This is a genomic window from Campylobacter concisus (assembly GCF_050447445.1).
Classification (GTDB): Bacteria; Campylobacterota; Campylobacteria; order Campylobacterales; family Campylobacteraceae; genus Campylobacter_A; species Campylobacter_A concisus_BI.
This window is the reverse complement of sequence record NZ_JALMFW010000001.1, coordinates 48,692-73,480: the sequence shown is the minus strand read 5'-3', so window position 1 is coordinate 73,480 and position 24,789 is coordinate 48,692. Positions and strand designations below refer to the sequence as shown.

At 37.7% G+C, this 24,789-nt stretch carries 20 protein-coding genes and 1 pseudogene; 6 read left to right on the top strand and 15 right to left on the bottom strand.

Going from position 1 to position 24,789, the window contains the following annotated elements; translation table 11 throughout:
* Positions 1 to 213: 213 nt before the first annotated feature.
* From fdh3B to selA, 6 genes and pseudogenes are all read right to left on the bottom strand, one after another.
* Complete coding sequence (gene fdh3B, locus MTT30_RS00350; RefSeq protein WP_149717298.1) at positions 214 to 774, bottom strand: formate dehydrogenase FDH3 subunit beta; 561 nt, start codon at positions 772 to 774, stop codon at positions 214 to 216.
* 80 nt (positions 775 to 854) lie between these two features.
* Positions 855 to 3,761 (bottom strand): annotated as a pseudogene (locus MTT30_RS00345) (formate dehydrogenase subunit alpha); the annotation flags it as partial.
* Between the two features lie 11 nt (positions 3,762 to 3,772).
* Positions 3,773 to 3,979, bottom strand: coding sequence for a twin-arginine translocation signal domain-containing protein (locus MTT30_RS00340; RefSeq protein ID WP_009294906.1), 207 nt, complete (start codon positions 3,977 to 3,979; stop codon positions 3,773 to 3,775).
* A gap of 304 nt (positions 3,980 to 4,283) precedes the next feature.
* The gene (locus MTT30_RS00335) at positions 4,284 to 5,024 is read right to left on the bottom strand and encodes a histidine kinase (protein ID WP_429800596.1); all 741 of its coding nucleotides are present in this window, start codon (positions 5,022 to 5,024) and stop codon (positions 4,284 to 4,286) included.
* A gap of 53 nt (positions 5,025 to 5,077) precedes the next feature.
* On the bottom strand, positions 5,078 to 6,898 hold the full coding sequence (gene selB / locus MTT30_RS00330) for a selenocysteine-specific translation elongation factor (RefSeq protein ID WP_429800595.1): 1,821 nt from the start codon (positions 6,896 to 6,898) through the stop codon (positions 5,078 to 5,080).
* Positions 6,895 to 8,220 (bottom strand): L-seryl-tRNA(Sec) selenium transferase, encoded by a 1,326-nt coding sequence (gene selA, locus MTT30_RS00325; protein WP_429800594.1) that lies wholly within the window; start codon positions 8,218 to 8,220, stop codon positions 6,895 to 6,897. Before selA ends, selB begins: the two co-directional genes overlap by 4 nt.
* A 154-nt stretch (positions 8,221 to 8,374) precedes the next feature.
* Between selA and MTT30_RS00320 the strand changes: the two genes are divergently transcribed.
* The 3 genes from MTT30_RS00320 to MTT30_RS00310 all read left to right on the top strand — a co-directional run bounded on the left by MTT30_RS00320 (position 8,375) and on the right by MTT30_RS00310 (position 11,165).
* On the top strand, positions 8,375 to 10,048 hold the full coding sequence (locus tag MTT30_RS00320; protein WP_429800593.1) for a 4Fe-4S binding protein: 1,674 nt from the start codon (positions 8,375 to 8,377) through the stop codon (positions 10,046 to 10,048).
* Complete coding sequence (locus tag MTT30_RS00315; RefSeq protein ID WP_429800592.1) at positions 10,041 to 10,754, top strand: formate dehydrogenase-specific chaperone; 714 nt, start codon at positions 10,041 to 10,043, stop codon at positions 10,752 to 10,754. Before MTT30_RS00320 ends, MTT30_RS00315 begins: the two co-directional genes overlap by 8 nt.
* Before the next feature lie 99 nt (positions 10,755 to 10,853).
* Entirely contained in the window at positions 10,854 to 11,165 is a 312-nt protein-coding gene (locus tag MTT30_RS00310; protein ID WP_307772223.1) for a DUF6803 family protein, read from the top strand.
* A 41-nt stretch (positions 11,166 to 11,206) separates the two neighbouring features.
* Here the strand turns inward: MTT30_RS00310 and MTT30_RS00305 are convergent, their stop codons facing one another.
* The 6 genes from MTT30_RS00305 to gltX all read right to left on the bottom strand — a co-directional run bounded on the left by MTT30_RS00305 (position 11,207) and on the right by gltX (position 16,009).
* Positions 11,207 to 11,887, bottom strand: a complete 681-nt coding sequence (locus MTT30_RS00305) for an MqnA/MqnD/SBP family protein (protein WP_429800591.1) — start codon at positions 11,885 to 11,887, stop codon at positions 11,207 to 11,209.
* On the bottom strand, positions 11,884 to 12,156 hold the full coding sequence (locus MTT30_RS00300; protein WP_429800590.1) for a barstar family protein: 273 nt from the start codon (positions 12,154 to 12,156) through the stop codon (positions 11,884 to 11,886). The genes MTT30_RS00305 and MTT30_RS00300 overlap by 4 nt, the downstream gene beginning before the upstream one ends.
* On the bottom strand, positions 12,153 to 12,659 hold the full coding sequence (locus tag MTT30_RS00295; RefSeq protein WP_429800589.1) for a ribonuclease domain-containing protein: 507 nt from the start codon (positions 12,657 to 12,659) through the stop codon (positions 12,153 to 12,155). The genes MTT30_RS00300 and MTT30_RS00295 overlap by 4 nt, the downstream gene beginning before the upstream one ends.
* 9 nt (positions 12,660 to 12,668) lie before the next feature.
* A complete protein-coding gene (upp, locus tag MTT30_RS00290; protein WP_429800588.1) occupies positions 12,669 to 13,295 on the bottom strand; it encodes a uracil phosphoribosyltransferase in 627 nt (208 codons plus the stop codon).
* Positions 13,296 to 13,379: 84 nt separating this feature from the next.
* Positions 13,380 to 14,633 (bottom strand): malic enzyme-like NAD(P)-binding protein, encoded by a 1,254-nt coding sequence (locus tag MTT30_RS00285; protein WP_087585442.1) that lies wholly within the window; start codon positions 14,631 to 14,633, stop codon positions 13,380 to 13,382.
* Positions 14,630 to 16,009, bottom strand: a complete 1,380-nt coding sequence (gene gltX, locus MTT30_RS00280) for a glutamate--tRNA ligase (protein WP_429800587.1) — start codon at positions 16,007 to 16,009, stop codon at positions 14,630 to 14,632. The genes MTT30_RS00285 and gltX overlap by 4 nt, the downstream gene beginning before the upstream one ends.
* Before the next feature lie 70 nt (positions 16,010 to 16,079).
* On the opposite strand from gltX, the gene MTT30_RS00275 reads away from it, so the two are divergent.
* Positions 16,080 to 16,910 (top strand): peptidylprolyl isomerase, encoded by an 831-nt coding sequence (locus MTT30_RS00275; protein ID WP_429800586.1) that lies wholly within the window; start codon positions 16,080 to 16,082, stop codon positions 16,908 to 16,910.
* Positions 16,911 to 17,002: 92 nt separating this feature from the next.
* On the opposite strand, the gene MTT30_RS00270 is transcribed toward MTT30_RS00275, so the two are convergent.
* On the bottom strand, positions 17,003 to 18,598 hold the full coding sequence (locus tag MTT30_RS00270; RefSeq protein WP_429800585.1) for a TonB-dependent receptor: 1,596 nt from the start codon (positions 18,596 to 18,598) through the stop codon (positions 17,003 to 17,005).
* A 120-nt stretch (positions 18,599 to 18,718) separates the two neighbouring features.
* Positions 18,719 to 19,099, bottom strand: a complete 381-nt coding sequence (locus MTT30_RS00265; protein WP_429800584.1) for a TonB-dependent receptor plug domain-containing protein — start codon at positions 19,097 to 19,099, stop codon at positions 18,719 to 18,721.
* 507 nt (positions 19,100 to 19,606) lie between these two features.
* Between MTT30_RS00265 and MTT30_RS00260 the strand changes: the two genes are divergently transcribed.
* Both MTT30_RS00260 and MTT30_RS00255 read left to right on the top strand, forming a co-directional pair.
* Positions 19,607 to 21,913 (top strand): TonB-dependent siderophore receptor, encoded by a 2,307-nt coding sequence (locus MTT30_RS00260; protein WP_429800583.1) that lies wholly within the window; start codon positions 19,607 to 19,609, stop codon positions 21,911 to 21,913.
* A 53-nt stretch (positions 21,914 to 21,966) separates the two neighbouring features.
* Complete coding sequence (locus tag MTT30_RS00255) at positions 21,967 to 23,622, top strand: ABC transporter ATP-binding protein/permease (protein WP_429800582.1); 1,656 nt, start codon at positions 21,967 to 21,969, stop codon at positions 23,620 to 23,622.
* A 29-nt stretch (positions 23,623 to 23,651) separates the two neighbouring features.
* Here the strand turns inward: MTT30_RS00255 and yedE are convergent, their stop codons facing one another.
* Positions 23,652 to 24,710 (bottom strand): YedE family putative selenium transporter, encoded by a 1,059-nt coding sequence (gene yedE, locus MTT30_RS00250; protein ID WP_429800581.1) that lies wholly within the window; start codon positions 24,708 to 24,710, stop codon positions 23,652 to 23,654.
* Between the last annotated feature and the right edge of the window lie 79 nt (positions 24,711 to 24,789).

Genomic DNA, 24,789 nt, shown 5'->3' with positions numbered 1-24,789 from the left:
GATTAAAATAAAAACGATTATCATAAAATAGAGCAAATTGAGATAATAAAAAGAAATTTGTCTTCAAATAGCCAATTTTAAATGGTTTTAGAAATTTTCTAATGTAAATTTAAAATTTATCTTTTGAATAAAAAATAGTCGCTTTATAAAAAATGAAAAGGTTTTTAAGTTTAAAATTTAGAATTTAAAGGGGAGCAAATGCTCTCCTTCTTGTTAGGCATTTAGCCCGGTGTTTCTTAGCATAACGCGTTTGCGGTATACATTTGACACATCAGCTGCATCACCAACCAAAAGTGCATTTGTAGCACAAACTGCTGCACACATAGGCACTTTACCCTCAGCCATTCTATTTTGGCCATAAAGCTCTCTCTCTTCGTGTGAGTTTGTTGGCTCTGGACCACCTGCACACATAGTACATTTATCCATTACGCCTTTTACGCCAAATGCTCCATCTTTAGGGAACTGTGGTGCACCAAACGGACAAGCATATAAGCAGTAACCACAGCCTATACATATATTTTTATCATGAAGCACGATACCATCAGCTCTAATGTAGAAACAATCAACTGGGCAAACTTGCTCACAAGGTGCATCAGTACAGTGTTGGCATGCAATAGTAGTTGAAACCTCTTTGCCTTCGATACCATCGTGAAGTGTAATGACCTTTCTTCTGTAAATTCCCACTGGAAGTTCATGAGCAGAAGAGCAAGCAACTTGGCAACCATAACAACTAATACATCTATCAGTATCTACGAAAAATTTCATTCTTGCCATTTTATTCCTCCTTACTCTTTACCCATGGCGTCTCTCTCGCCATATTCATGGAAAAACGATGTTTTAAATGTATTTTCCTCAGCTTTTTCTATACGACAAAGACCTGCGTTAAACTCTGAAATTTGAGTAACTGGGTCAAATCCGTAGTTAGTAACTGTGTTAAAGCTCTCACCGATAACATAAGGCTTAGTGCCCTCTGGATAGCGAGCTGAAAGATCAACGCCTTGCATAATACCAGCGAAGTTGTATGGCATACAAATTCTATCTGGAGTTACCATCTGGCTGTGATAGCATCTTACTTTGATCTTTGTGCCTTGTGGGCTGTGAATCCACATCATATCGCGGTCTTTTATGCCGTATTGTAAAGCTAGCTCTGGGTTAACATTAGCAAACATCTCTGGCGTAATAGCTGATAGATATTTGCTGGTTCTTTCGATCATACCTGCACCACTTAAGTTTACGACGCGTTGCGTGCTAAACACAATTGGAAATTCTTTTGACCAATCTTTTGCTTGTTGCTCTGACTTAAACTTAGTAGAAACACGGAAATTTCTAGCTTGATCATCAAATGTCGGATACTTTTGAACAAGATCCCAGCGTGGTGAGTGAATAGGCTCTCTATGTTTTGGAATAGGATCGAGGAATTCCCAAACGATAGCTCTCGCCCTTGCATTACCATAAGGCACAACACCTTTTTCACGGCATTTTTCAAAGATAATACCACTATAATCCATGCTCCAGCTTGGTCCCATCTTAGCTTTCTCTTCTTCAGTTAGAGTTATGCCCAAGACTTTTTCTATATTCTCTTTTGTGATTTGTGGATAGCCACCTTTTATAGCTGAGCCAACAAGTGTTGTCTCTTCGCTAGCTAGCTGACTAACGCCATTATGCTCTAGACCAAAACGATTTCTAAAGCCAGAACCACCCTCTGCATAAGGTTTGCTCATATCATATAGTATTGGTGTTCCAGGGTGTTTTTCATCCCATGCTGGCCATGGTTTACCGTAATACTCGCCTTTAACTTCACCACCAATACCTATTAACGTATCTGGATCAAATTTATCCCAGTTTGCTTGATGGCGTCTAAACATCTCAGCTGTTCTACCACCATAACCTATAGAATTTCCAATTCTTGCTATCTCATTTGTCGCATCATCAGGCCATACAAAATCATCTTTTACTTGTTTTATTTCACGATCTACGATACCCATTTTCATGCCTCTTACGTATTCATCGTAAAAGCCAAATTTCTTAGCAAACAAGAACATTACTTCATGATCGCCCTTACTCTCATAAAGTGGATCAACAACTTTTGTTCTCCATTGACCTGAGCGGTTTGTTGCACTTAAGTGACCTTCATTTTCAAATGCAGTCGCTACTGGCAAGATATAAACGCCATCTTTTCTGTCTGAAAGGATAGAAATTTCATTCACAAATGGCTCAGCCACAACGATCATATCTAGTTTTGAAGCCGCTTCTTGAATTTTAGCTAGGTGCGCCATAGATGTTAGACCAGTTCCTTGAACCCAAAGAACTCTTAATGCGCCACTACTAAATGTATTCTCCTCTTTCAAGACGCCTTGCCACCATTTTGAAAGTGACCAGCCTTTTTCGTTTCTCCAGTTTCTATCTTCTGGATGTTTAGGATCGTGGTAATAATACTCTTCAAAGACTGTATTTTTAACAGGAGTACCGCCTTGTTTTGGCTCTTTTGTTGAGACTGCAAAGCGTTTAATAAATTCATCATAATCAACGCCCCAGCCTTTGCAGTAATATTTCCATGCTGCATCAGTTAAGCCATAATACATTGGCAAGCTATCTGAAAGGTTACACATATCAGTTGAGCCTTGAACGTTGTCGTGACCACGAATGATATTACAGCCGCCGCCTGCTTTACCCATATTTCCTAGAATTAGTTGAAGGATAGGTAAAATTCTTGTATTTGATGTACCAACTGAGTGTTGAGTGATGCCAAGTGCCCAAACAACAGTACCCGGTTTTGTATGAGCTAGGATATCTGCAGCTTTTAGTAGCTTATCAACTGGTACTCCAGTAACATCAGATGTAACCTCTGGTGTCCAGTGCTCAGCCTCTTTTCTTATCTCATCAATACCGTAAGTTCTATTTTCTATAAATTCTTTATCTTCCCAACCATTTTTAAGAATGATATGAATAAGACCATAAACAAGCGCAATATCAGTTCCTGATCTTTGTCTCAAATAAAGATCAGCATGTGCAGCTGTCTTTGTAAAATTTGGATCAGCTACAATTACTTTTGCATTGTTTCTATCTTTTGCTTGTAAAGTGTGCTTCATGCCACCAACTGGGTTTGCCACAGCTGGGTTCGCTCCAATGATAAATATACATTTTGAGTTCGCAGCCATATCTCCAAAGTGGTTTGTCATCGCGCCATAACCCCAAGTATTCGCCACACCGGCGACTGTTGCGCTATGTCAAATTCTTGCTACGTGATCGTTACTGTTTGTACCCCAAAATGCACAAAATTTTCTAAAGTAGTAAGACTGTTCGTTGTTAAATTTAGCCGATCCTAAGAAAACAACACTATCAGGGCCATCTTCTTTGCGGATCTGAAGCATCTTATCGCCGATCTCATTTACAGCTTGATCCCATGAAATTCTTTGCCATTTACCATCAACTTTTTTCATAGGATATTTGATGCGTTGTTTGCTGTGTGTAAGATCGATCTGATCGATACCTTTTGAGCAGTGTGAGCCCTGAGATATCGGATGGTGCATCGCCATATCTTGACGAACCCAAACACCATCTTTTACCTCGGCCTCGATACCACAGCCTGCTGAGCAAATAGAACAAATCGTTCTAACCTTTTTTGAGCCAGGGAAAGGATTTTTTATCTCCTCATCACTTGCTTTTCTTATCGTTTCATTTTCTCCAAAAGCCATTGTACTTCCAGCACCAAGTGCGGCTAGCTTTAAAAATGAACGTCTTCCTATACGTGCATCACTCATGGTTTTCTCCCTTAGTAAGCGATTTTATAGTAGGTTTCCCAGTTCTTGCTTTTTTTATAAAGCACCTCTTTTTTGTTTGACTTGCCAACGACGACACCATTGTCATCAGGAGCTAAGTCGTCACTAGTCACTTTTGCTACGGCTGAGACTGCGAGTACACCGCCGGCAGCACCGACTTTTAGAGATTTTTTTAGAAAATCTCTTCTTGATCCTTGCATTTTTTCTCCTTAGCTCTCAAACTTAAAAATTTGAGAATTTGGTTTGATTGGTCTTCATGATTTGCAATATTTTAGAATTTCTAAAATATTGCAAAAGCCTATTTCAGGGCTTTTAGAGCCTAGAATTAAACTGTGTAAATTTAGCATATTTATAAAATAATAAAAGTAAATATAAAGCTTTAATTAAATATGTTAAGTTATTGTTAAAAATATAAGAAAATATATTTAATATTTTAACTTTTATGAATTTTGAGAGAAAGGCTAATTTAAAGTATAAATTCTAGGGAGAGCTCCCTAGAAAAGATTATTTTAAATCACTTTTATTTATTATAAATGGCACTGATCTAACGCCAGCTGAGAAATATTTTTTACGTAAAGTATCGATCTTGTCGCTCTCTTCTTTGCTAACATTTTTTTCATCTACGTTATAATCTTCAGAAAAATACTTTCTTAAAATTTTAACCTTATCGCTATCACTTTTTGCATTTTTTATATCTTTATAGATCAAAGCACTTTTTTGCAAAGACGATAGTTCATGCACTGGAGTTAGGATGATTTCAACGTTATTGTCTTTTAATGTCGTTTCGACCTTTGCTAGCTCGGCTCTACAATATGGGCATTCAGGATCTGAAAACATAATAAGAGTTGGCTTTTTGCTATCATTGCCAAGAGTTACAACATTTGCCTTGTCTTCATTTTTATAAATTTTAGCTAGTGATTTTACTAAATCAAGTGCTGCTTTTTCTGCGATTACCTTTTTTTCTTCAGCTAAATAAGACTTCTGCTCCTTTAAATTTACAACATCAGGAAACATAAGATCGCCCTTAACAAAAGTCACATCTTCTTGAGACATATCCCCTTTGCTAAATTTTAAGCTTACTTTTTCTATATCATCTAAAATTTTAGTGCGTTCTACGACTTTTACATTAACACCATCGATATTTTGATTTTTAAAAACTTCTGAGTAAAAATCTTCTATTTGCTTATCGCTTGCTGCCATTAGGCTAGTTGCCGCTATTATTGAGGCCAAAACCACTTTTTTCATTTTTTTCCTTTTTAAAAATTTGGCGGATTATATTTACTTTTTGTAAATGAATACTAACCACGAAAGACTCTATCATTTCCTTGCTTCATTATGTCACTCTCAAGATCAAGTTGCTCAAGGTAGGCGATAATATATTTTCTACTTAAATTTAGCGCATCCTTAGCGTTTGTGACATTTACAAAGCCTTGATTTTTTATGATCTCTCTTAGCTTATCAAGCGCCATTTTTAGAGAATTTCTAGTGATAAAAAGGTTATGCTCTAGCCTTATGACCCTACCCATTGCGGTTAGTTTTTTTAGGGCATTATCGCCACTAACTCTATCGATCTCAAGATCATCATATATATTATATGGCGCTGCTGGAGCGAGCTTACCACTTTCTAAAATTTCATAAATTTTCTCTTCGAGCCTAACTTTTAGCTTGCTTAGATCAACGCCTTTTTTGGTATAGACGCCACTATCTTTTGAGATCAAATTTATACTTTCAAGCTCATCAAGTGCTTTTTGAGCCAAATTTTGACTAGCCCAAGCAAGCTTTAAGCTTATACTTTGAGCTGAGAAAACGGCAAATTCATTTTTTTCTATCATAAATTTAACTACAGACTTTATCCGCTCAACCGCGCTTATATCGTAGATATTTAAAGCCTTTTCATCGACAAAGACGTTTGAGACTTTTTTAGCCACATTTACGGCCTCTTCGTGACTTAGTCCAAATCTTTGATAAGACGAGATGATGCCAAAGCCATTTTTGTGTGCTTCTTTAAGTATAGAAAATGCCCCAACGAAATCATGCTTTAAAAGTGCAGCCAAAAAGAGAATTTTGCCAGCTTTTTTTAGTGGCTCAAGCACAGGATTTAGCACTCTGCCACCTCCTATCACGCGTGCATCTGAGATGAGAACAAATGCCTCATCAAATTTCAAAAACATATCGCTTTGAAATTTAAAGGTAACAAAGTAGCTATCATCTTTTTGGCTTAGTATTAGCACCTTTGCAGGCACATTTTTAGCACCAACGCAAAAGGTTACGCTTTGCGAGTGAATGAGATTTTTAGCAGTTACGACCGCATCAATCTCTCTAAATCCCCTAAAAAAGCCCTTTTTGCTAAGTAGCTGACCCTTTTTTAGCTCATTAAGCTCAATGCCAGTTAGATTTAGCGCCACACGGCTGCTAACCCCTGCATTATCTACAAATTTATCATGGCTTTGCACACTTCTTACTAGCACCTCTTTACCAGCGTCGTAGTTAAAAAGCTTCTCATTTTTACTAACGCTTCCCTCTATAACTGTGCCGGTTACAACATTTCCAATACCTTTTAGGCTAAAAACCCTATCGATGTAGTATCTAAAAACGCCGTCTTCATCGCGCTTTTTAGCTCTTAGCGTAAAGAGGTAGTTTCTAAGCTCGTCAATGCTTGCCTTATCCTTTATACTAACGGCAAAAATTTCTAAAATTTGCAGGTTTTTAAATTTAGAAATTTCATCTCTTATCTCTTTTTTTCTTAAATTTATAGTCGCTTCATCTACGAGGTCACACTTTGTAAGTGCCACGATCAAAGACTTCACACCAAGAAGATTTAAAATTTCAAGGTGCTCCAAGCTTTGAGGCATAAGGCCGTCATTTGCTGCCACCACAAATAAACACGCATCAAAGCCATACGCGCCACTTATCATCGTTTTTATGAGATTTTCATGTCCTGGCACGTCGATAAATGCGATGTTCTCATCATTTTTACTTAAATTTGAAAAGCTTAGATCGATCGTTATGCCACGCTTTTTCTCCTCTTCGAGATTGTCCCCCTCAAAGCCGTTTAGCTCCTTTATAAGCGCGGTTTTTCCGTGGTCGATATGCCCTGCTGTTCCTATTATTAAACTCATTTTTCTTCCGTTTCATTTATTATTTTTATTAGTTCATTTACATCGTCATCTAAAAGCGTTCTTAAATCAAGCAAAAATTTATCATTTTCTATGCGGCCGATCACCTTTTTTTGCCTAAATTTCTGCTCATTTAAAACTGCGTCACCACTAAACGCCAAAGCCACGCTTGGGATCTTTTTGTTTGGCATCGCCCCGCCTCCTACAAAGGTTTGTGTGCGAATGATTTCTAGTGGCACTTTTAAATTTTTATTTATAAAATTTGCTAAATTTTCAAGCTCTTTTACACTTTTGTGAAGCAGTTTTTGCGTTGTGATTAGCTCAAATTCTTTGTTTAGATAAGCTTTCATACTCTCAGCCAAAAGCGAGATGATCACCTTATCAACACGAAGCATTCTTAAAAGCTGATTTTTCCTAAGCTTTGCTATGAGTTCTTTTTTGCCGACAACTATACCGCACTGCACCGTGCCAAGGAGCTTGTCGCCGCTAAAACTAACTAGCGAAACGTCTTTTAAATGCTTTAAGTCTGGCTCATTTTTGTCTAAGTTAAACGGCAAATTTCCGTAAAATCCACTACCAAGATCAAAATAATCTATCAAATTTTGCTCGCATGCCAATTTACTTAGTTCATTTGCTGTAACCTCTTCGCTAAAGCCCACGATGTCGAAATTTGAGCGGTGCACTTTTACAAGCATTGCAGTATCTTCACAAATAGCCGACTCATAGTCTTTAAGTCTAGTTTTATTTGTCGTGCCGACCTCTTTTAAAAAGCAACCTGCATTTGCCATCACCTCAGGCACCCTAAAACTACCGCCTATCTCGACAAGCTCGCCTCTACTAACGACTACCTCCCTGCCCTTTGCAAAGGTGTTTAACACCAAAAATACAGCACTTGCGTTATTATTTACGACGATGGCGTCTTCAAAACCAAAAGCTCTTGCTATGAGTGAGCCTATATAGTCATATCTGTTGCCACGACTACCCGTTTCTAGGTTATATTCAAGATTAGAATAACCTGTGATAACAGGTGTCGCTCGGCTTAAAATTTCTTTATCTATAACGCTTCTAGCGAGGTTTGTATGTATGGCAACGCCGGTTAAATTTAGCACCCTTTGAAGGCTGGCTTCGTTAAATTTATCATACTCATCTAGGATCAAATTTATTATCTCTTCGCCACTAAAGCTTGCGTTTTCATTTAAAATTTTAGCCCTTACTTTGTCTAAAATTTGTCTTGCTAGCATTGTGACTAAACTCACATCAAGCCCCGAAAATGCTTCGTTTTTTATGATCTTATCAACTTGTGGGATATTTCTTAAATCGTTCAATTTGTGCTCCTAGTAAGTTAGTTTTACCAAGCCGTGATTTTAACATAAAAAATATTATAAATTAAACCTTAGAGCAAAAAGGAACATATAAAATTCAGAGTCCATTAATCCCATTAATATTAAAATAAGCCTGTTTTTGATAATAGGAGAAACAATGAAAGAATTTGGCTTTTATAACGATTTTGACGATGCTTTGATGCTAAATGAACAAATAGAGATCAACAACGAAAATGGCGACTATCTTGTCTCTAACTCGCCAAAGCTAAAAGCAAATGTCATCGCACCTGAGATAAATTTTTACCTTAAAAATACAACCGCAAGCGTCTTAGAAAAAGCCAAAAACACGCTTTTGCTCTACGAGGCAAGAGCTAGTGCCTTTGACATGGCAAAGGATGTCGACTACGAAAAAGAAGTCGGCAAAAATGTCGTAATAGTAAGCAACTCAGGCCGCGAAGAGCTAGCAAATTTACTAAAAGAAAATGGTTACAAAGTCATTGAGCTAACGCACTTTGAAGTAAAATTTTTATACGGTGCGGCTGGCGAGTTAAGTGTTTTGGTGCTTAGAGCAAACGACGAATTTGAAGTTGATTGCGACTTTTTCTTGGTTGAAAACGCAAGGGACTATATGCTAAAACAAAGTGGCTGTTACGAGATAGCAGGGCTTAAAGATGAAAAAGTGCTTGAAATTTTAAATGCAAAAAGCCCAAAATTTAGATACAAAAGCTTTACACAGTACGACTCGTCAATATGCCAGTATCACGAGCGCAGGACTGAAATTTGTGGGCGTTGTGCCGAAGTTTGCCCAACGGTTGCGATATTAAAAGAGGACGAGACAAAGCACCTTGTCTTTTCGCAGATAGACTGCACAAACTGCGGAAACTGTATCAGCGTCTGCCCTAGCGGCGCACTTGATTATACTCTAATGCCACAAAGCTCATTTACCGCTGTGGCAAAGCTTTATAAAGGCAAGATTGCACTCATTGTGCCTGAAGAGATAAATTTAGAAGATCTTAGAGTTAGCCTACCAGAAAATGTCCTACCTTTTGCCATTTCAGCTGCACATTTTCTAAGCCAAACGCACTTTTTGACACTCCTTCAAGAAAGTGGTGCGAGTGTGATTTTATTTAGCAAAACTCTTGGCAAAGGCGAAAAAGACGCCATTAGCATCTTAAATCAAATTTATGAGCTTAAATTTAAAGAGACGGCGATCTATCACGCTAAAGATAAAAATGAACTTGAAGATGCGCTCAAAAAAGCAAAATTTATAGCTGACTCACAACACACAATAAACGAATATGCCTTACCAAAAAGAGAAATTTTTGCAAAAAGGCTCGAGTTTTTAGTAGGTAGCGAAGATCTTGGCGTAGTAAAAAGCGGCGAGATGATAAGATACGGCGATGTCAAGATAAACACTGATAGCTGTACACTTTGTCTAAGTTGCGTTGGCGCTTGTAACGTAAGCGCGCTAGTGGCTGATAAAAAGACAAATTCGATTTTATTTAATCCAAGCGTCTGTACAGCTTGCGGATACTGCGAACTAAGCTGTGCTGAAAAAGATACCATAAGCCTTGAGGTTGGAAAAATTTCTCTTAAGCCTGAGTTTTTTACATATAATGAGCTGGCACGAGATGAGCTTTTTGCCTGTGTTGAGTGCGGAAAAGAGTTTGCGACTAAAAAAGCGGTCGAAAAGATCGCAACTATAATGCAACCAAGATTTGGCAACGATAGGGTTAAAATAAAAGCACTTTACTGCTGTGCTGACTGCAAAGCCAAACTAATGGTTCAAGCCCAAATAAACGCAATGAAAGAGGATTTATTGAATGGATAAAAACATCATAAAAGCAAGATCATATTTTTACGAATTTCTAGCATATCCTATGTTTTTTTACACAAATGATGAGAAATTTTCAAGGTGGAAAGAGCAGTTAAGATACTTAAGTGCAAATCCTTTGAGCGAGGATAGTGATGCTGCGTTTAAAAATTTAGATAAATTTAGCTTTGAAGAATTTTCAAAAGAACAAAATGATGTTCTTTTTGGCTTTACAAACATCCCTTTAAGCGCCTCATTTTATGAAGAGGGCAGAGATAACGGAGCAGCTAGGCTTAGGGTTATTGAATGTTTAAAACTAAGCCCATATAGACGTGATAGCGAGCTTTGCAAAGACAGCGAGGACTACGTTGGATTTATATTTTTAGCGATGGCTACATTTTTAAAAGATGAGTTTAATGATGCAAAAAATATTAGCAATAAGCTATTTTCTGAGACCTTAAATTTATTTGTAGATGAGTTTGGCTCGCTACTTTTGGCTCACAAAGAGGCAAATTTCTTTAAATCATATACTATTATTTTAAAAGATTTCATTGATCTTGAACGCTCTATACTAAACGTAGAAGCACCGGCTAAGCCAAAAGGCGATAGTGTCGCTATGGCAGCTCTTAAGAAAGAGCCATTTCAAAGCAAGATGCCAACATTTAAAACAAAGCTTCATTGGGAAGAATTTTCTCCAGTCATCTCACACGAGTTTAAAGACTAGCTTAAATTTACTCTTAGCCTGGCTAGGAGTAAATTTATATCTTCTTAAATTTTGTAGTTATTTTTGGCGTTTTTAGCTATTTTGGTCATCTATGTGTAAATTTTTTATCTTATCGGCGTCATCCCGCTTCTTGGCATCGCACTTTTAGAGCTAAATTTGATCTATAAAAACGCAAACGAAAGAGTAAAGCTAAAGCTTCACTTTTGCCTGCTCATCTTCTTTTTGATCGTCGGACACGTTGCGATGATATTTAGCATGATTGATCCTACCACAACAGGCTACAAGGCTAATGAGGGCGCGATGAATATGCAGATGAATATGCCAGCAGATATGCCGATGCACGATCACCACAAGATGATGATGCAAAATATGAGCTATGATAACTCAACTAATATGCATATGCGCCACTAATTTTTATAGCTTCTTGGCAACTGCTAAGAAGCTATAAAAATTTAATTCTTTTTTGCTGCTTTTAATAATCTATTTTCTTTAAAAAATTTTCGAAGTGATTTTTGCTCTTTTGGACCTATTTTGTAGCTTATAAATTTAAGATACCACTTGATATCTTGCTCGCTTATGTCGCGGCTTTTGGCATACTGGGCTAAGATATAGTTTGGAATCTTTACATTTTTTTGTAGAAATTTTGCGACAAGCCTTTTGTAAAACGAGCCATTTTTTACGTAAGAAAATCTACCAAAAACAAAGGACAAATTTGTCTTTTCGTGCCAAATTTGACCAAGGTCATAAAAGCACTCTTTGCCCTCGCTTAAGTATGCCTTTAGCGCCCTGTCGCCTATGATCACCTCGCCATTTAGCTTAAGCACCTTAGCTAGGGCGTTTGAGCTGGCTGAGGCAGGATCTGGCTTTGAGGCTGAGTTCTTGCGCACAAGCACGCTTTTTACATCTTTTTTGGCGACTATTCCAAAATTTAGCTTCTTTAAATTTGCCTTTTTGCTAGCTATGCTTGAGATCACCGCAGCATCGATCTTTCTGGCATTTAGTGCCCTATTTAGCTTGCTTGGTACACCCTTTTTAAACTCGATCGCCTTTTTTATCTGAGAGTTTAGTGGGGCTGATTTTAAAAAAACGTGAAATGGGAGTAAATTTAGATAATCAATCTTTCCAAATATCATTTTTCATCTTTTACAAGCTCAAATTTAACTAGCTCATTTTCGCTGCAAACGTCGCGAAATAGCTGGGTTAAGCTCTCTTTTATGGCACTATCCAAAGCATTTTCGTTTTTTAGCTTTATAAGCGTTGGCTCATTTATCTCACAAAGACAGTCAAAGAGCGCGTCTAAATTTCTGCCGTAGTACTCTGGCAGGTCAAATTTCTTTGCAAAATACTCATGTATTTTTTCTTTTTCAGCCATCTTTTTGGCATCTAAGATCACGCTTTTCATTGCATCCTCTTTTCATAAAGCAGGTAAAAATGCTCGTAGTGATCAGGCGTGTAGTAGATAAGTCCGTCGTTTGAGTATAAAATTCTCTCAGCGCCGCGCCTGCCACCATTATAATTCACATCGCACTCAAACCACTTTCTACCATCAGCCTCAGGCAGCCTCTTTTCTCGGTTTGAAAATCTATCTCCACCGATGCTTTTGCCGCCGCTTATCTGCCATAAATTTCCGCTTTTTGCGTCCCAGCCAAGTTCAAGTGCCTCTTTTTTGGTTATGAAATTCTTTGGCAGCTTGTTAAATTTATAGATATAAAGAGCGACCTCATCTTTTGAGGTGTATGAGCCGTTTTCTACAAGATTTTGGCTCTTTTGCCCCTCTTTGTTTAGCTGCTCAAGTAAAATTTGAGCGTTTTTATTTGCCTCACTACCATTATTTGAGAAAAAGAAAGTGCCAACAATAATAGCAATGACAAAGGCGACTAAGGCTGGCAAAAGTCTTTTGTTCAAATTTAACCCTTAAAGTGTGTTAAAAACTCTATCTCCAGCATCGCCTAGGCCTGGAACGATATAGTTTTTCTCGTTTAGTTTCTCATCGATCGAAGCTGTATAGACCTCAACATCTGGGTAAATTTCACTAAACCTTTTAAGTCCTTCAGGCGCAGCGATGATAGATATAAATTTGATCTCTTTAACGCCCTTTTTACACAAGAATTTGACCGCATCTATCGCCGTGCCGCCAGTTGCAAACATAGGGTCAATGATGATCGCCATGCGCTCTTTTGCATCTTTTGGAAGCTTTGCGTAGAAAAACTCAGCCTGTGCTGTCTCTTCGTTTCGCTGAAAGCCCAAAAAGCCAACACTCGCATCTGGGATGATGGTAAAGACACTATCAAGCATGCCAAGTGCGGCCCTTAAAATAGGGCATATCATCACTTTTGTAGTAAGCTTTTTTGCATCTGCCACCGCAACTGGTGTTTGGACTTTGACATCTTTTACCTTTAAATTTCTAGTCGCCTCAAATATCATAAGATAACTGATCTCATCAACTAGCATGCGAAACTGAAAAGGTTGGGTGTTTTTATCACGTAAGATTGTTAATTTATGCTCGATCAGTGGGTGTGAGATGAGCTTCACGTTTTGCATTTTTTATCCTTAAATTTACTATTTTTACAGGGTTTATCTTTACAAAATGCCAAAAAGAGTTTAGCCCAAAATTTGGGCTAAATTTTAAAATCCTTTTGCAAGTTTGGCTCTATAAGCCTCAACATCAAAGTCTTTTACTCTCGCTACGCCATCTTCAACCGCAGCTTTTGCAACTGCTGGAGCGACTGCTGTTAGCACGCGTTTGTCAAATGGTTTTGGGATGATGTACTCTTTGCCAAATTTTAGCTCGCTAACGCCACTTGCTTTTAAAACTTCAGCTGGCACTGGCTCTTTTGCAAGCTGCGCAAGCGCTCTAGCTGCAGCCATTTTCATATTTTCAGTGATCTTTTTAGCTCTAACGTCAAGCGCGCCTCTAAAGATAAAAGGAAAACCTAAAACGTTATTTACTTGGTTAGGATAGTCGCTTCTGCCTGTACCCATCATAACGTCGCTTCTTACAGCCTCAACATCCTCTGGATAAATTTCAGGCACTGGGTTTGCAAGAGCAAAAATTATAGGCTCTTTATTCATTGAAGCAACCATCTCTTTTGTAAGTACGCCAGGCTTAGAAAGGCCTAAAAACATATCAGCGCCCCTCATCGCATCAGCCAAAGTTCTATCCTCAGTTTCAAGCGCAAACTCTACCTTTTCAGGTGTAAGATCTGTTCTTTTTGAGTGGATGACGCCTTTACTATCTATCATCACGATGTGTTTTGCACCAAGTGCTTTATACATCTTCGCACAAGCGATACCAGCCGCACCAGCACCACTAACTACAATTTTGATTTTAGAGATATCTTTACCAGAAATTTCCATCGCATTTATCATACCAGCGCTTGTTATCATCGCAGTGCCGTGCTGATCGTCATGCATGACTGGGATATCAACTGCTTCTTGAAGCTTCCTTTCGATCTCAAAGCACTTTGGAGCACGGATATCTTCTAAATTTATGCCACCAAATGTTGGAGCAAGAGCCTTGCAAATCTCAACGATCTTATCAGGATCGTGCTCGTCTAGCTCAATGTCAAAGGCATCAACATTTGCAAATTTTTTAAATAAGACTGACTTTCCTTCCATAACTGGCTTACCAGCGATGGCACCGATGTCGCCAAGTCCAAGAACAGCTGTGCCATCAGTGATGACGGCTACCAGATTTGCTTTATTTGTATATTTATAAGCTAGCTCATTGTCAGCTTCTATCTCTTTGCAAGGCTCTGCAACGCCAGGCGTATAGGCCATTGAAAGGTCTCTTGACGTCTCGCAAGGCGTCTTTACCTTTATCTCGATCTTGCCGCCTATGTGGTAGTTTAGTGCTTCTTCTTTAGTTACATGTGTCATTTTTCTTCCTTTAATAAATTTTGTATTCTATTTTTCGTCTCGCTACTGCCTACTACTTCAAGCACCTCAAATATGCTTGGGCTCACGCTTGAGCCAGTTAGCGCTATCCTTAAGGCCTGAGCTAGGTCTTTTAGCTTTAAGCCATTTTGCTCTAAAAATTTATTTGTTAGCTCCTCGTAGCCCTTTGCGTCAAGGTCACGATCTAAAATTTGAGCAAATTTAGCCAAAATTTCTTTGCTATTTTCATTTATAAATTTAGCCCAAGCTTTCTCATCATAGCTTTTTGGAGCGTTGATTATCGCGTTTGCGCTATTTGCCATTTCAATTAATGTCTTTGATCTCTCGCGGAGCGAATTTAGAAGTAGCTCACCCTTTACCAAAGCCTTAAAATCCACACCAAACTCAAGCATATCGTGCGCTAGCCTCTCGTAAGGCAGGGTCTTAATGTAGTGAGAATTTAGCCAGTCAAGCTTTTGAGCGTTGTAGGTGCTTGAGCTTTTGTTGATGTCGTTTGGATTAAAGTATTTAAGCATATCCTCAATAGTAAAAATCTCATCATCGCCGTGGCTCCAGCCAAGACGAACGAGAAAATTTAAGAGCGCTTCAGGCAAGTAGCCCATCTTTTTATACTCCATAACATCGGTTGCGCCGTGTCTTTTGCTAAGCTTTTTGCCGTCCTCGCCGTTTATCATCGCGACATGATAAAATTTTGGTGTTTTAAAGCCAAGCGCCTCGTAAAGGACGATCTGTTTTGGGGTATTTGAGAGATGGTCATCACCGCGGATAACGTCTGTTACACCCATTAGCGCGTCGTCTATCACAACTGTGAAGTTATATGTTGGCGTGCCGTCGCTTCTAGCGATGATGAAGTCGTCCAAGATGTCTTCAACCTTAAATTTAACCTCGCCTTTTATGCCATCATGTATGACGATCTCGCCGCTAAGCGGGGCTTTTATACGGATGACTGGCTCGATGCCAGCTGGAGGCGTGCCAGTAAAATCTCTATATCTATTATCATATTTTGGGCGCTCTTTTCTAGCCTCTTGGCTGGCTCTAAGCTCCTCAAGCTCATCCTTGCTCATATAGCATTTATATGCTTTGCCTTCTTCAAGAAGCTTTTTAACATACTCTTTGTAAAGATCAAACCTCTTTGACTGATATGTCACTTCGCCGTCGTGATCAAGCTTACACCAAGCAAATGCCTCTTTTATGGCTTGCGTGGCCTCTTCTGAGTTTCGTTTTAGGTCAGTATCTTCGATACGAAGTAAAAATTTTCCATTATTAGCTCTTGCATATAAATAATTATAAAGGGCTGTCCTAAGTCCGCCTATATGTAGGTATCCAGTAGGCGACGGAGCAAATCTAGTAACTATCATTTTGTGCCTTATTTTTATGTTATAATTGCCCAAAATTATATTTACTAAATACTTAAATAAAGGTTTTATTATGAAAAAATTGCTCTTTTTGGCTGCTGGCATGCTAAGTGCTTTAAATTTATATTCAGCTCAGATGATAAACGGTATCGCAGCTATTGTAGAGAACGAACCAATCACGCTTTATGAAGTTTATAGCTTGAAAGAGCAGCTAAGAGCTAGTGAACAAGATGCTTTAAATTTACTCATAAGAGATAGACTCGAAGATGCTCAGATAAAAAATTTAAACATTAGCGTAACACCATTTGAGCTAAACGATAGAATCGAATCGATCGCAAAGCAAAATGGCATGACAAATTCGCAGTTTAGAAGCTCTATCCAAGCTCAAGGCATGGACTTTTTGGACTTTAAAAACAACATAGAAAAAAAGATGCTTCAAGAAAAGCTTTATAAAAGCATCTTGGCTGAAGCTGGCAAAAATGTAAATGAGCAAAAAGCAAAGATGTATTTTGACGCTAATCCTGATAAATTTAAGGTCTTTAGCACCGCTAAAGTGGTCCTTTATAGGGCAAAAAATCCTGAAGAACTAGAAGCTCAAAAAACAAGTCCATCACTACTTAATAGCGTGCAAACGCAAGAGCTAAGTTTAGACTATCAAAGCATAGATCCAAGACTAGCTGCCATCATAGCCGGTACAAATAATGGCGAATTTACCCAAATACTACAAGGCGCTGATAGTTTTGATATGTTTTATGTAAAAGAGAAAATTGGCTCATACACTCCAAGCTTTGCAGATGTTAAGGATAATGTTATAAACGAGCTTTATCAAGGCGAGCAAGAAAAACTTATGGCTGATTATTTTGATAAACTCCGTGCAAAAGCAAAGATTCAAATTTTAAGATAACTTCAAATTTAGCCATCCTTGGCGGTTAAATTTCTCCAAATTTCACATGACAAAAGATTACACCGCCAAAGAGAAGGCGGTGTAAATTTTAGTTAAAAAGTGTAGTGCATATTTAGCATAAACGATCTCTCGTCGCCCGGTCTTGAATCAGAACGCCAGTATTTTTTATTTAGGATATTATTTATCGCTAGTGTTATTTGAGCGTGTTCATTAAAGTTATATCCAGCACTTGCATCAAGCCTTACAAAGCCGGGCAAGTGTTGATCGGTTACGCTTGTTTTAGTTACTTGGTAGCTATATCTTTTAGAGTATCCAGTCACGCCACTTTCGACATACCATTTATCGTTTTTAGCATATCTTAAAAAAACATTGCCCTGCCAGTTAGTTGTATTTTTTAGACTAAGTTTTTCGTTTAATGGATTTGACTTATCACTTACGATGATGGCTCTCATGTATCCAAGCGAGCTGCGCAGGTATAAATTCTCGTAAATTTGCCCTAGCACGTTTAGCTCGATACCGCGGCTGCGCTCCTTGCCGCGAACTGCCCATGTATATGGATCATTGTCAGGATCTGGTCTATATCTTATATTATTATGCTCGATCTGAAATATAGCTAGGTTTGAGCTAAATTTATTATCAGCCCATGTACTTTTTAAGCCGATTTCGTATTGCTCATTATTCTGCGGTTTTAGATCAAGCATTGCTGTATCGTCTGTACTTATGGCTATATTTCCACGACCGCCATATGGTGCAAAGCTCTTTGAGTATGAAGCGTATGCGGTATGCTCTGGCAAAAAATCCCACAATAGGCCAACTCTTGGACTAAAAGAATCCCCTTTATAGCTATTTGTTTTACCATTTATGTCTCTTGTCTTAAACTCATAAAAGTCAAACCTGCCACCAAGAAGTAGCCTATATTTATCATCTAGGCTTATTAGATCTTCTAAAAATACTCCATTATTTATAGCTTTGTGTTTGTTGTCTGTCGTAAGCGGCATGTAGCCTACACTACCCCAACTTGATCTTGATGCGTATGGGTTTATGGTCACACTTTTGGCTTTATCATACCAAAGCCTTGGATGGCGAGTTTCTACGCTGTTGTCATATCCAAAAGTAAGATTATACTTAAATCTTGTAAATTCAAGCTCTTTTGTAAGTGTTATAGCATTTGAGAGTGTGTCATTATCGGTTTGTTGTTTAGCATAGTTTTGCTTTAGTCTATTGCCGGGCATGATGGTACCACTAAAATAATGGTCAAAATTTTGACTAGCTTTTCTATAACCAAAAACCCATTTTAAATTCATATCCTTCACCAACTCTGCATTTAGCTCGGTACGAAAGAAATGAAGCTTATCTTCAACAAAGTCTCCATCATGAGAAAAGCCCTTTGTATAGTCGATACCAAGCTTATCATAGACACTTTTTGTTGGCATTCTATCAGGTACACGCCAAGCATTATCATATGTGTATTGCGTCTCAAAGCTCACTGTTCCACCATCATTTGTCACAATAATACTTGGACTTATCATAAAATTTTTATATTTTATACCATCTCTCCATGATTTTCCACGCTCCATATCAGTCGTTAGCCTTGCAGCTAGTTGATTATTTACTACGTGATTTATATCGATACCACCACCATATCTACTCCAGCTACCAACTCTTCCTGAGAGCTTATAAACAGGCATAAAATTTGCCTTTTTACTAACTAAATTTACAACTGCGCCGCCATCGCTTCTTCCATATAATATCGAAGCTGGCCCTTTTAAAATTTCAACTCTCTCAACATTTGCTGTACTGCGTCTTATCTAACCAGAGTCTCTAACACCATCTCTATATATATCACCGCCATCAACACTAAAGCCTCTTATCCTGATGTTCTCGCCTCTCATATCATAGCCTGCATCAATACCAGCATTTCCTTCTAGGATACTTGAGAGATCATTTGTACCGTAGTTTCTGTTCTTTTGTATATCTATATTTTCGATAGTTTGTGGCGTCTCTTTGTTACTGAGTCCATTTCTATTGATATCCGCGCTATCATACGCGATATAACCTTTTAGGGTATTTTGCTCCGAGATACCTTCCACCTCGATAGTTGGTAAAACAACTGAATAATCACTGTTATTTGTATCTAAAGCCCACAGCGAGCTAAAGATCAGTGATGAAGCGAGTATACTAAACTTCATAGAATTCCTTTAGATAAAATTAAAATCGATATTCTATATCAAAATATCTTAAAAATTTATGTTGTATTAATGCTTGTTAGATTTTGTCCATTTAGCGTTAAATTTTCAACTACATTAAATTTATGAAAATAAAATTTTCATAAATTTATTTATTGTATTTAATATCATCTTTACATATTTTATAAATAATAATTTTCAAAATATAAATATATTACGAGGTATAAGTTATAAAAAGCGCTTCTCTTAGGAGAACAAGAGAAATTAATGAGTGATTACTTCGAAAAACTCCGCGCAAAAGCAAAGATTCAAATTTTAAGATAACTTCTCTTAGCCGTCATTTGACGGCTAAAATACACTAACTTACGAAATTTAATTTTTAAAATTATTATTTAAATCTCTTCAAAATTTATAAAGAAATTGTAAATTATAAGCAAAAATTTTATCATTTCTTAATCTCTGATTTATATAATTCCAGAACAATAATGATTATTAAAATAGGAGTATATTATGAGATATAAGCTATCCATTGCACTTGCGGTAGCTCTTAGTGTAAATACACTGTGTGCAGCAAATAGCACCGATCTAAACAAGACAAACGATGCATCCACTACCCAAAATAGCACTAGTCCAAACGACCAAAATTTAGTAAATGACGCTAGTCTTTCAGAGGTGCAAGTAGTGGGTGATCTTTCAAAGACTGAAGGTACTGGCTCATATACAGCCGACAGGATGAACACCGCAACTGGATTAGGTCTAAGCATAAAAGAGACACCACAATCAGTCTCTGTCATTTCAAATCAACTTATAAAAGATCTAAATTTAAAAGATGTAAATTCAGCCTTGCAATATGCTCCTGGTATCGCCGTTAGAAACGATAGTGGGCGCCTTAGGATAAATTCGCGTGGCTTTGATGTAGATAACATCCAAGAAGATGGTATCGCCTCGTCTGTATCCTCATCAGTCCAAGGACCACTTGGCTATTCTAAAGAATTTACAGATCTTGAGTTTTACGATAGAGTAGAGGTTTTAAGAGGTGCAGCAGGCCTTACACAAAGTAATGGTGAGCCAGGCGGCACTGTAAATTTAGTCCGCAAACGTCCAACAAGCGAATTTGCCTTCAACACAAGCCTAAATTTAGGTAGCTGGGATAACTACCGAGGCACATTTGATATTAGCAACTCACTAAATGAATCTGGTTCAGTACGTGGAAGACTCATTGGTGTTTTAAGCAAAAATGGTACATATAAGTACTACCGCAATGGTTGGCGTGGAGCGCTGGGCGGGATATTTGAGTTTGATTTAACCGATAAAACACTGCTTACTGCTGGACTTATCTGGCAAAAGACAAGCGAAGTGTATGATATATACGGCGTACCTGCGCTTGATAAAGATGGTAATAATTTAAATTTAGATAGAAAGAGCTATTTTGGAGCAAACTGGAACAATAGCATCTATGAAAAATATAATGCCTTTACAGAAATTTCTCATCAGTTTAATGATGATTACAAAGCCTATGCAAAGCTAAACTATACAAAAAGTGATGGCATAATAAAATTTGGCTCAATGGGAGGGGTCAATCCATATAATCCAGCCACTCCGACTCATGATATTCGCTTACAAAAATACGATAATGGCTCAAAAGAGGTCAATCTAAAGCTTGGAGTAGATGGAAAGTATGAGCTTTTTGGACAAAAACATGATATCTTCGTAAATGGCTCACTTAGTAAGGAGAAATTTGTAGAGCATGATATCAGAATGCCAAGTATATCCTTAGCATCACTTGGACTTGGCATATATAACTGGAATTCTTCAGCCATAGCCGAGCCAAACTGGGGTGGAACAAATGCAACTTTAAATAAAACATTTACAAATACAATTTACCAGCAAGCTCTAACAGCTGGCACTAGATATAACTTTAGTGATGATTGGCATATGATCCTTGGTGGAAGATTTGCTAGGGTAAAATATGACAGCTTTAATGAAAATCATAAAACTGGTGCAAGATCTGCAGACACCTATATCACAAAGTCAAAATTTTCACCTTATGCAGGTTTAACGTGGGACTTTTTAAAAGATCATAGCTGGTACGTAAGCTATGCTGAAATTTTTAAGCCTCAAAGCGCAACTGATGCAAATAAAAATGTCCTTGAACCAGTCGTAGGATATAACATTGAGACAGGCGTGAAGTCTGAGTTTTTAGGTGGTGCTTTAAATACAGCCGTAGCACTCTTTCAAATAATCCAAGAAAATAGAGCCATAACAGATCCAAACAATTCAAACTACTCTATCGCAGAGGGAAAGGTACGAAGCAGAGGCATAGACGCTGAAATTTCAGGCTCAATAACTGAGAGATGGAGCGTGATGGCTGGATATACATTTAATAAAAGCGAATATCAAAAAAGTGAAAGAAAAACGTCATCAAATGTTGATTACAACAAAGGAGCTGATGCTAAAAAATATATCCCAAGACATATGTTAAAGCTCTATACAAGCTATGAAATACCACTTGTTGGTACTCAAAAACTAAGCATCGGCACGGGCGTTAGATACCAAAGCAAAACAAGTGGTATATATATGAAAGATAATATGAGTTCAGGCTCAGCTATAAGCTACTACGTACCAGAACAAAAAGGCTACGCACTTTGGGATGCAAATATCAACTACTTGATAAACGACAACTTTAGTGTGGGACTGATCGTTAAAAACATAACTGACAAGAAGTATTTTTACAATACACACAATAGAACCGCTGGTATAAACAATTTCTACGGCGAGCCAAGAAGCTTTACACTAAGCTTTAACTACAAATACTAAATTTAATCCCAAGGCCTTTTTGGCTCTTGGGCCTTTAATTTTAAAGGAAAAATTTGAGAATTTTAAGACAATTTTTTGAAATTTCATCTTGGTTTTGGCTAAATAAAAAGGCTTTTAAAGCATGGGTGGTTCTAGCTTTGATGATATTTGCAAGTCTTGGCGTGACAGAAATAGCAGTTTTGATGAATGAGTGGGAGAAGCGTTTTTACGACGCACTAAGCACATTTAGCAAGGGTGTGATCTTGTCTCTTGTGGGAGAATTTTTACTATACACGTTATTTATTGTTATTTTCATAGTTTGTGGCAGTTATTTAAAGAAATTTCTCATCATTTCCTGGCGAGAGAGTCTAAGCTCAAAACTAGAAAATCTATGGCTTGAAAACTCTAGTTTTTATAAAGCAAGCTTTACAAGTACAATTTTTGATAACCCCGATCAAAGGATCGCTGAAGATAGCTTTTTATTTGTCGAGCGAAGTGTAAATTTAGTAAAGTCCTTTGTTTATAATGTCGCAAATTTAATAGCATTCGTCTTTATTCTTTGGCAAGCTTCTAAAATTTTAAAAATTGAACTTGCTGGAATAAATTTAGAGATAAGTGGCTTTTTGGTCTACATAGCTATCATCTATACACTCATTTGTTCACTCGTCACTCACCTTATTGGCAAAAAGCTAAAACCACTAAATTTTGAAAAACAACATCTTGAAGCCAACTATAGAGCAGACCTACTAATCCTTAGAGAAAATGCAGAAGCGGCCGCATTCTTAAACGGAGAAAAGAGAGAAAAAACGAGATTTAGAGATGATTTCTTAAAAATAGTCAAAAATTATAAGCATATTATTAATACCGAATTTAGACTTGAGTGCTTTAGCGCAAGCTACCTAAAAATAACAAACCTCATCCCAATCTTTGCCTCGTTGCCACTTTATCTAGCTGGCACTATGAGCTTTGGTGATATGATGCAGGCAAGAACAGCATTTTATAAAGTTCAAGATGGTCTTGCGTGGTTTATGGACTATTATAAGCAGATAATGGAATTTGCCGCTAGCGTAGAGCGTATATATACCTTTGTGAGTATGCTCAGTGAAATAAAAAAGGCTCACGAATTTAGTCAAAATGACGAAGCTGTGATTTGTAAAAATTTAACACTAAATACACCAAATGATGAAATTTTATTTAAGAACTTGAGCTTTAGTTTAACACCAAAAAAATGGTTGGTATTAAGTGCAAAGAGTGGAGCTGGTAAAAGTACGGCTTTTAGATACCTAGCAAATCTCTGGCAGTATGGCAAAGCAGAAGTATCGATGCCAAAAGATGGAGTGATGTTCATACCTCAAAAGCCTTATTTGGTCAGATCTAGCCTAAGAGAACTCATCTCCTATCCGAACAAAAATGAGCAAAATGATAGTGAAATTTATAAAATTTTAGCCAGAGTTGGCCTTAGCAAATTTAAAAATTTAGATGAAATTTTAGACTATCCTAAGATCATGAGTGGAGGCGAGGCTCAGAGGCTAAATTTCGCCAGAGTCTATCTTGCAAAGCCTAAATTTTTATTCTTAGACGAGGCAACCTCAGCACTGGATAATGCTTCAGCGGCTGAAATTTTGAAAAATTTAAAGAGCAATTTTAAGGAACTTGGCGTGATGATGATCACACACCAACGTGAGCTTTTTGGACTTTTTGATGAGGTGATAGATATAAAAAGTGAGTAAATTTGACTGCAAAAGCAGCCAAATTTATATTATGCTTTTTTAGTAAAAACTCCGACATAAATAGCATAGATAAAGCCGATCGCTACGGCACATGGAGCATAAGGAGTGATGCCAGCTCCAGAGCTTGCAAGTATGAAGTTGTGGCTTATCGCAGCGCCTGCTCCCATGCCTAAAACAAATACAGCTGAGCTTAAATTTCCAGCTCCCATTTGCACTAAATGTTTGCCTGGGCAGCCATAACTTAGGCTAAAGCAAAGACCAGCCAAGCTCATGCCAAGGAAATTCCAAAGGACGTCATTATGAGCGATAGGTTGAGTTTCAAAGCCAAATTTATATTGTCCAAGAGCTAAATTTGTGATACTTGCAAAAACGATGATAGATACAATGCCATAAAACATTGAAAGATCACGCTCAAAAACTTTGCTAATCGCACCAACCGAGCAAAATTTGCTTCTTTGCATAAAAATGCCAATAACAATAGCGCAAATAAGTGAGATAAAGATATTTGCATGCTGTGAGCCTGGACCTTTTTCTGAGCTAAATAATGCACCATTATCGCCAAGTTTTAAGCCAAAAACAAGGGCTATTAAAAGCAAAATAGCAATGATTAATGGCAAAAACGCAACTGGTTTTGTAGTGGCATCATTTTCAGGTATAACGTAACCATTTTTCTTGAAAAATCGTCCAACAAAAACGCCAGCAAATAGACCAACAAGGCCAGCAATAGCAGTCATATCTCCGCCGCCAAGGCGCAAAAACGCCCTCCATGGACAACCCAAAAAGATAAGGCAACCAATCATAGCAAACACACCTAGAAAAAATCTAGAAAATGCTGCACTGCCAGATACTGGAGTGAAATTTCTGCTCCAAAGCATGCTTGCTAAAAAGCCTCCGATAATAAGCCCTAAAATTTCAGGCCTTAGATACTGTACTACTTTGGCTTGATGAAAGCCAAAAGCGCCTACGCTATCTCTTAAAAAGCAAGCCGCACAAACGCCCATGTTTGCTGGGTTGCCAAAATAAACAAGCACTGGGCCAAGAATGCCTAAGCTTGCACCTGCGATGATGTAAAGCACTGTTTTATTCATGAATATTCCTGTGTATAGGGTAAAATCAAACTGATTTCTTAAATGGCATTTTAATAATCATTAAATAAAACAAAGATTA

Excerpts from the sequence above, each read along its gene's own strand:
- fdh3B (WP_149717298.1), bottom strand. The coding sequence starts at position 774 with ATGGCAAGAATGAAATTTTTCGTAGATACTGATAGATGTATTAGTTGT.
- MTT30_RS00340 (WP_009294906.1), bottom strand. The coding sequence starts at position 3,979 with ATGCAAGGATCAAGAAGAGATTTTCTAAAAAAATCTCTAAAAGTCGGT.
- MTT30_RS00335 (WP_429800596.1), bottom strand. The coding sequence starts at position 5,024 with ATGAAAAAAGTGGTTTTGGCCTCAATAATAGCGGCAACTAGCCTAATG.
- selB (WP_429800595.1), bottom strand. The coding sequence starts at position 6,898 with ATGAGTTTAATAATAGGAACAGCAGGGCATATCGACCACGGAAAAACC.
- MTT30_RS00320 (WP_429800593.1), top strand. The coding sequence starts at position 8,375 with ATGAAAGAATTTGGCTTTTATAACGATTTTGACGATGCTTTGATGCTA.
- MTT30_RS00315 (WP_429800592.1), top strand. The coding sequence starts at position 10,041 with ATGGATAAAAACATCATAAAAGCAAGATCATATTTTTACGAATTTCTA.
- MTT30_RS00305 (WP_429800591.1), bottom strand. The coding sequence starts at position 11,887 with ATGATATTTGGAAAGATTGATTATCTAAATTTACTCCCATTTCACGTT.
- MTT30_RS00300 (WP_429800590.1), bottom strand. The coding sequence starts at position 12,156 with ATGAAAAGCGTGATCTTAGATGCCAAAAAGATGGCTGAAAAAGAAAAA.
- upp (WP_429800588.1), bottom strand. The coding sequence starts at position 13,295 with ATGCAAAACGTGAAGCTCATCTCACACCCACTGATCGAGCATAAATTA.
- MTT30_RS00285 (WP_087585442.1), bottom strand. The coding sequence starts at position 14,633 with ATGACACATGTAACTAAAGAAGAAGCACTAAACTACCACATAGGCGGC.
- gltX (WP_429800587.1), bottom strand. The coding sequence starts at position 16,009 with ATGATAGTTACTAGATTTGCTCCGTCGCCTACTGGATACCTACATATA.
- MTT30_RS00275 (WP_429800586.1), top strand. The coding sequence starts at position 16,080 with ATGAAAAAATTGCTCTTTTTGGCTGCTGGCATGCTAAGTGCTTTAAAT.
- MTT30_RS00270 (WP_429800585.1), bottom strand. The coding sequence starts at position 18,598 with ATGCCTGTTTATAAGCTCTCAGGAAGAGTTGGTAGCTGGAGTAGATAT.
- MTT30_RS00265 (WP_429800584.1), bottom strand. The coding sequence starts at position 19,099 with ATGAAGTTTAGTATACTCGCTTCATCACTGATCTTTAGCTCGCTGTGG.
- MTT30_RS00260 (WP_429800583.1), top strand. The coding sequence starts at position 19,607 with ATGAGATATAAGCTATCCATTGCACTTGCGGTAGCTCTTAGTGTAAAT.
- yedE (WP_429800581.1), bottom strand. The coding sequence starts at position 24,710 with ATGAATAAAACAGTGCTTTACATCATCGCAGGTGCAAGCTTAGGCATT.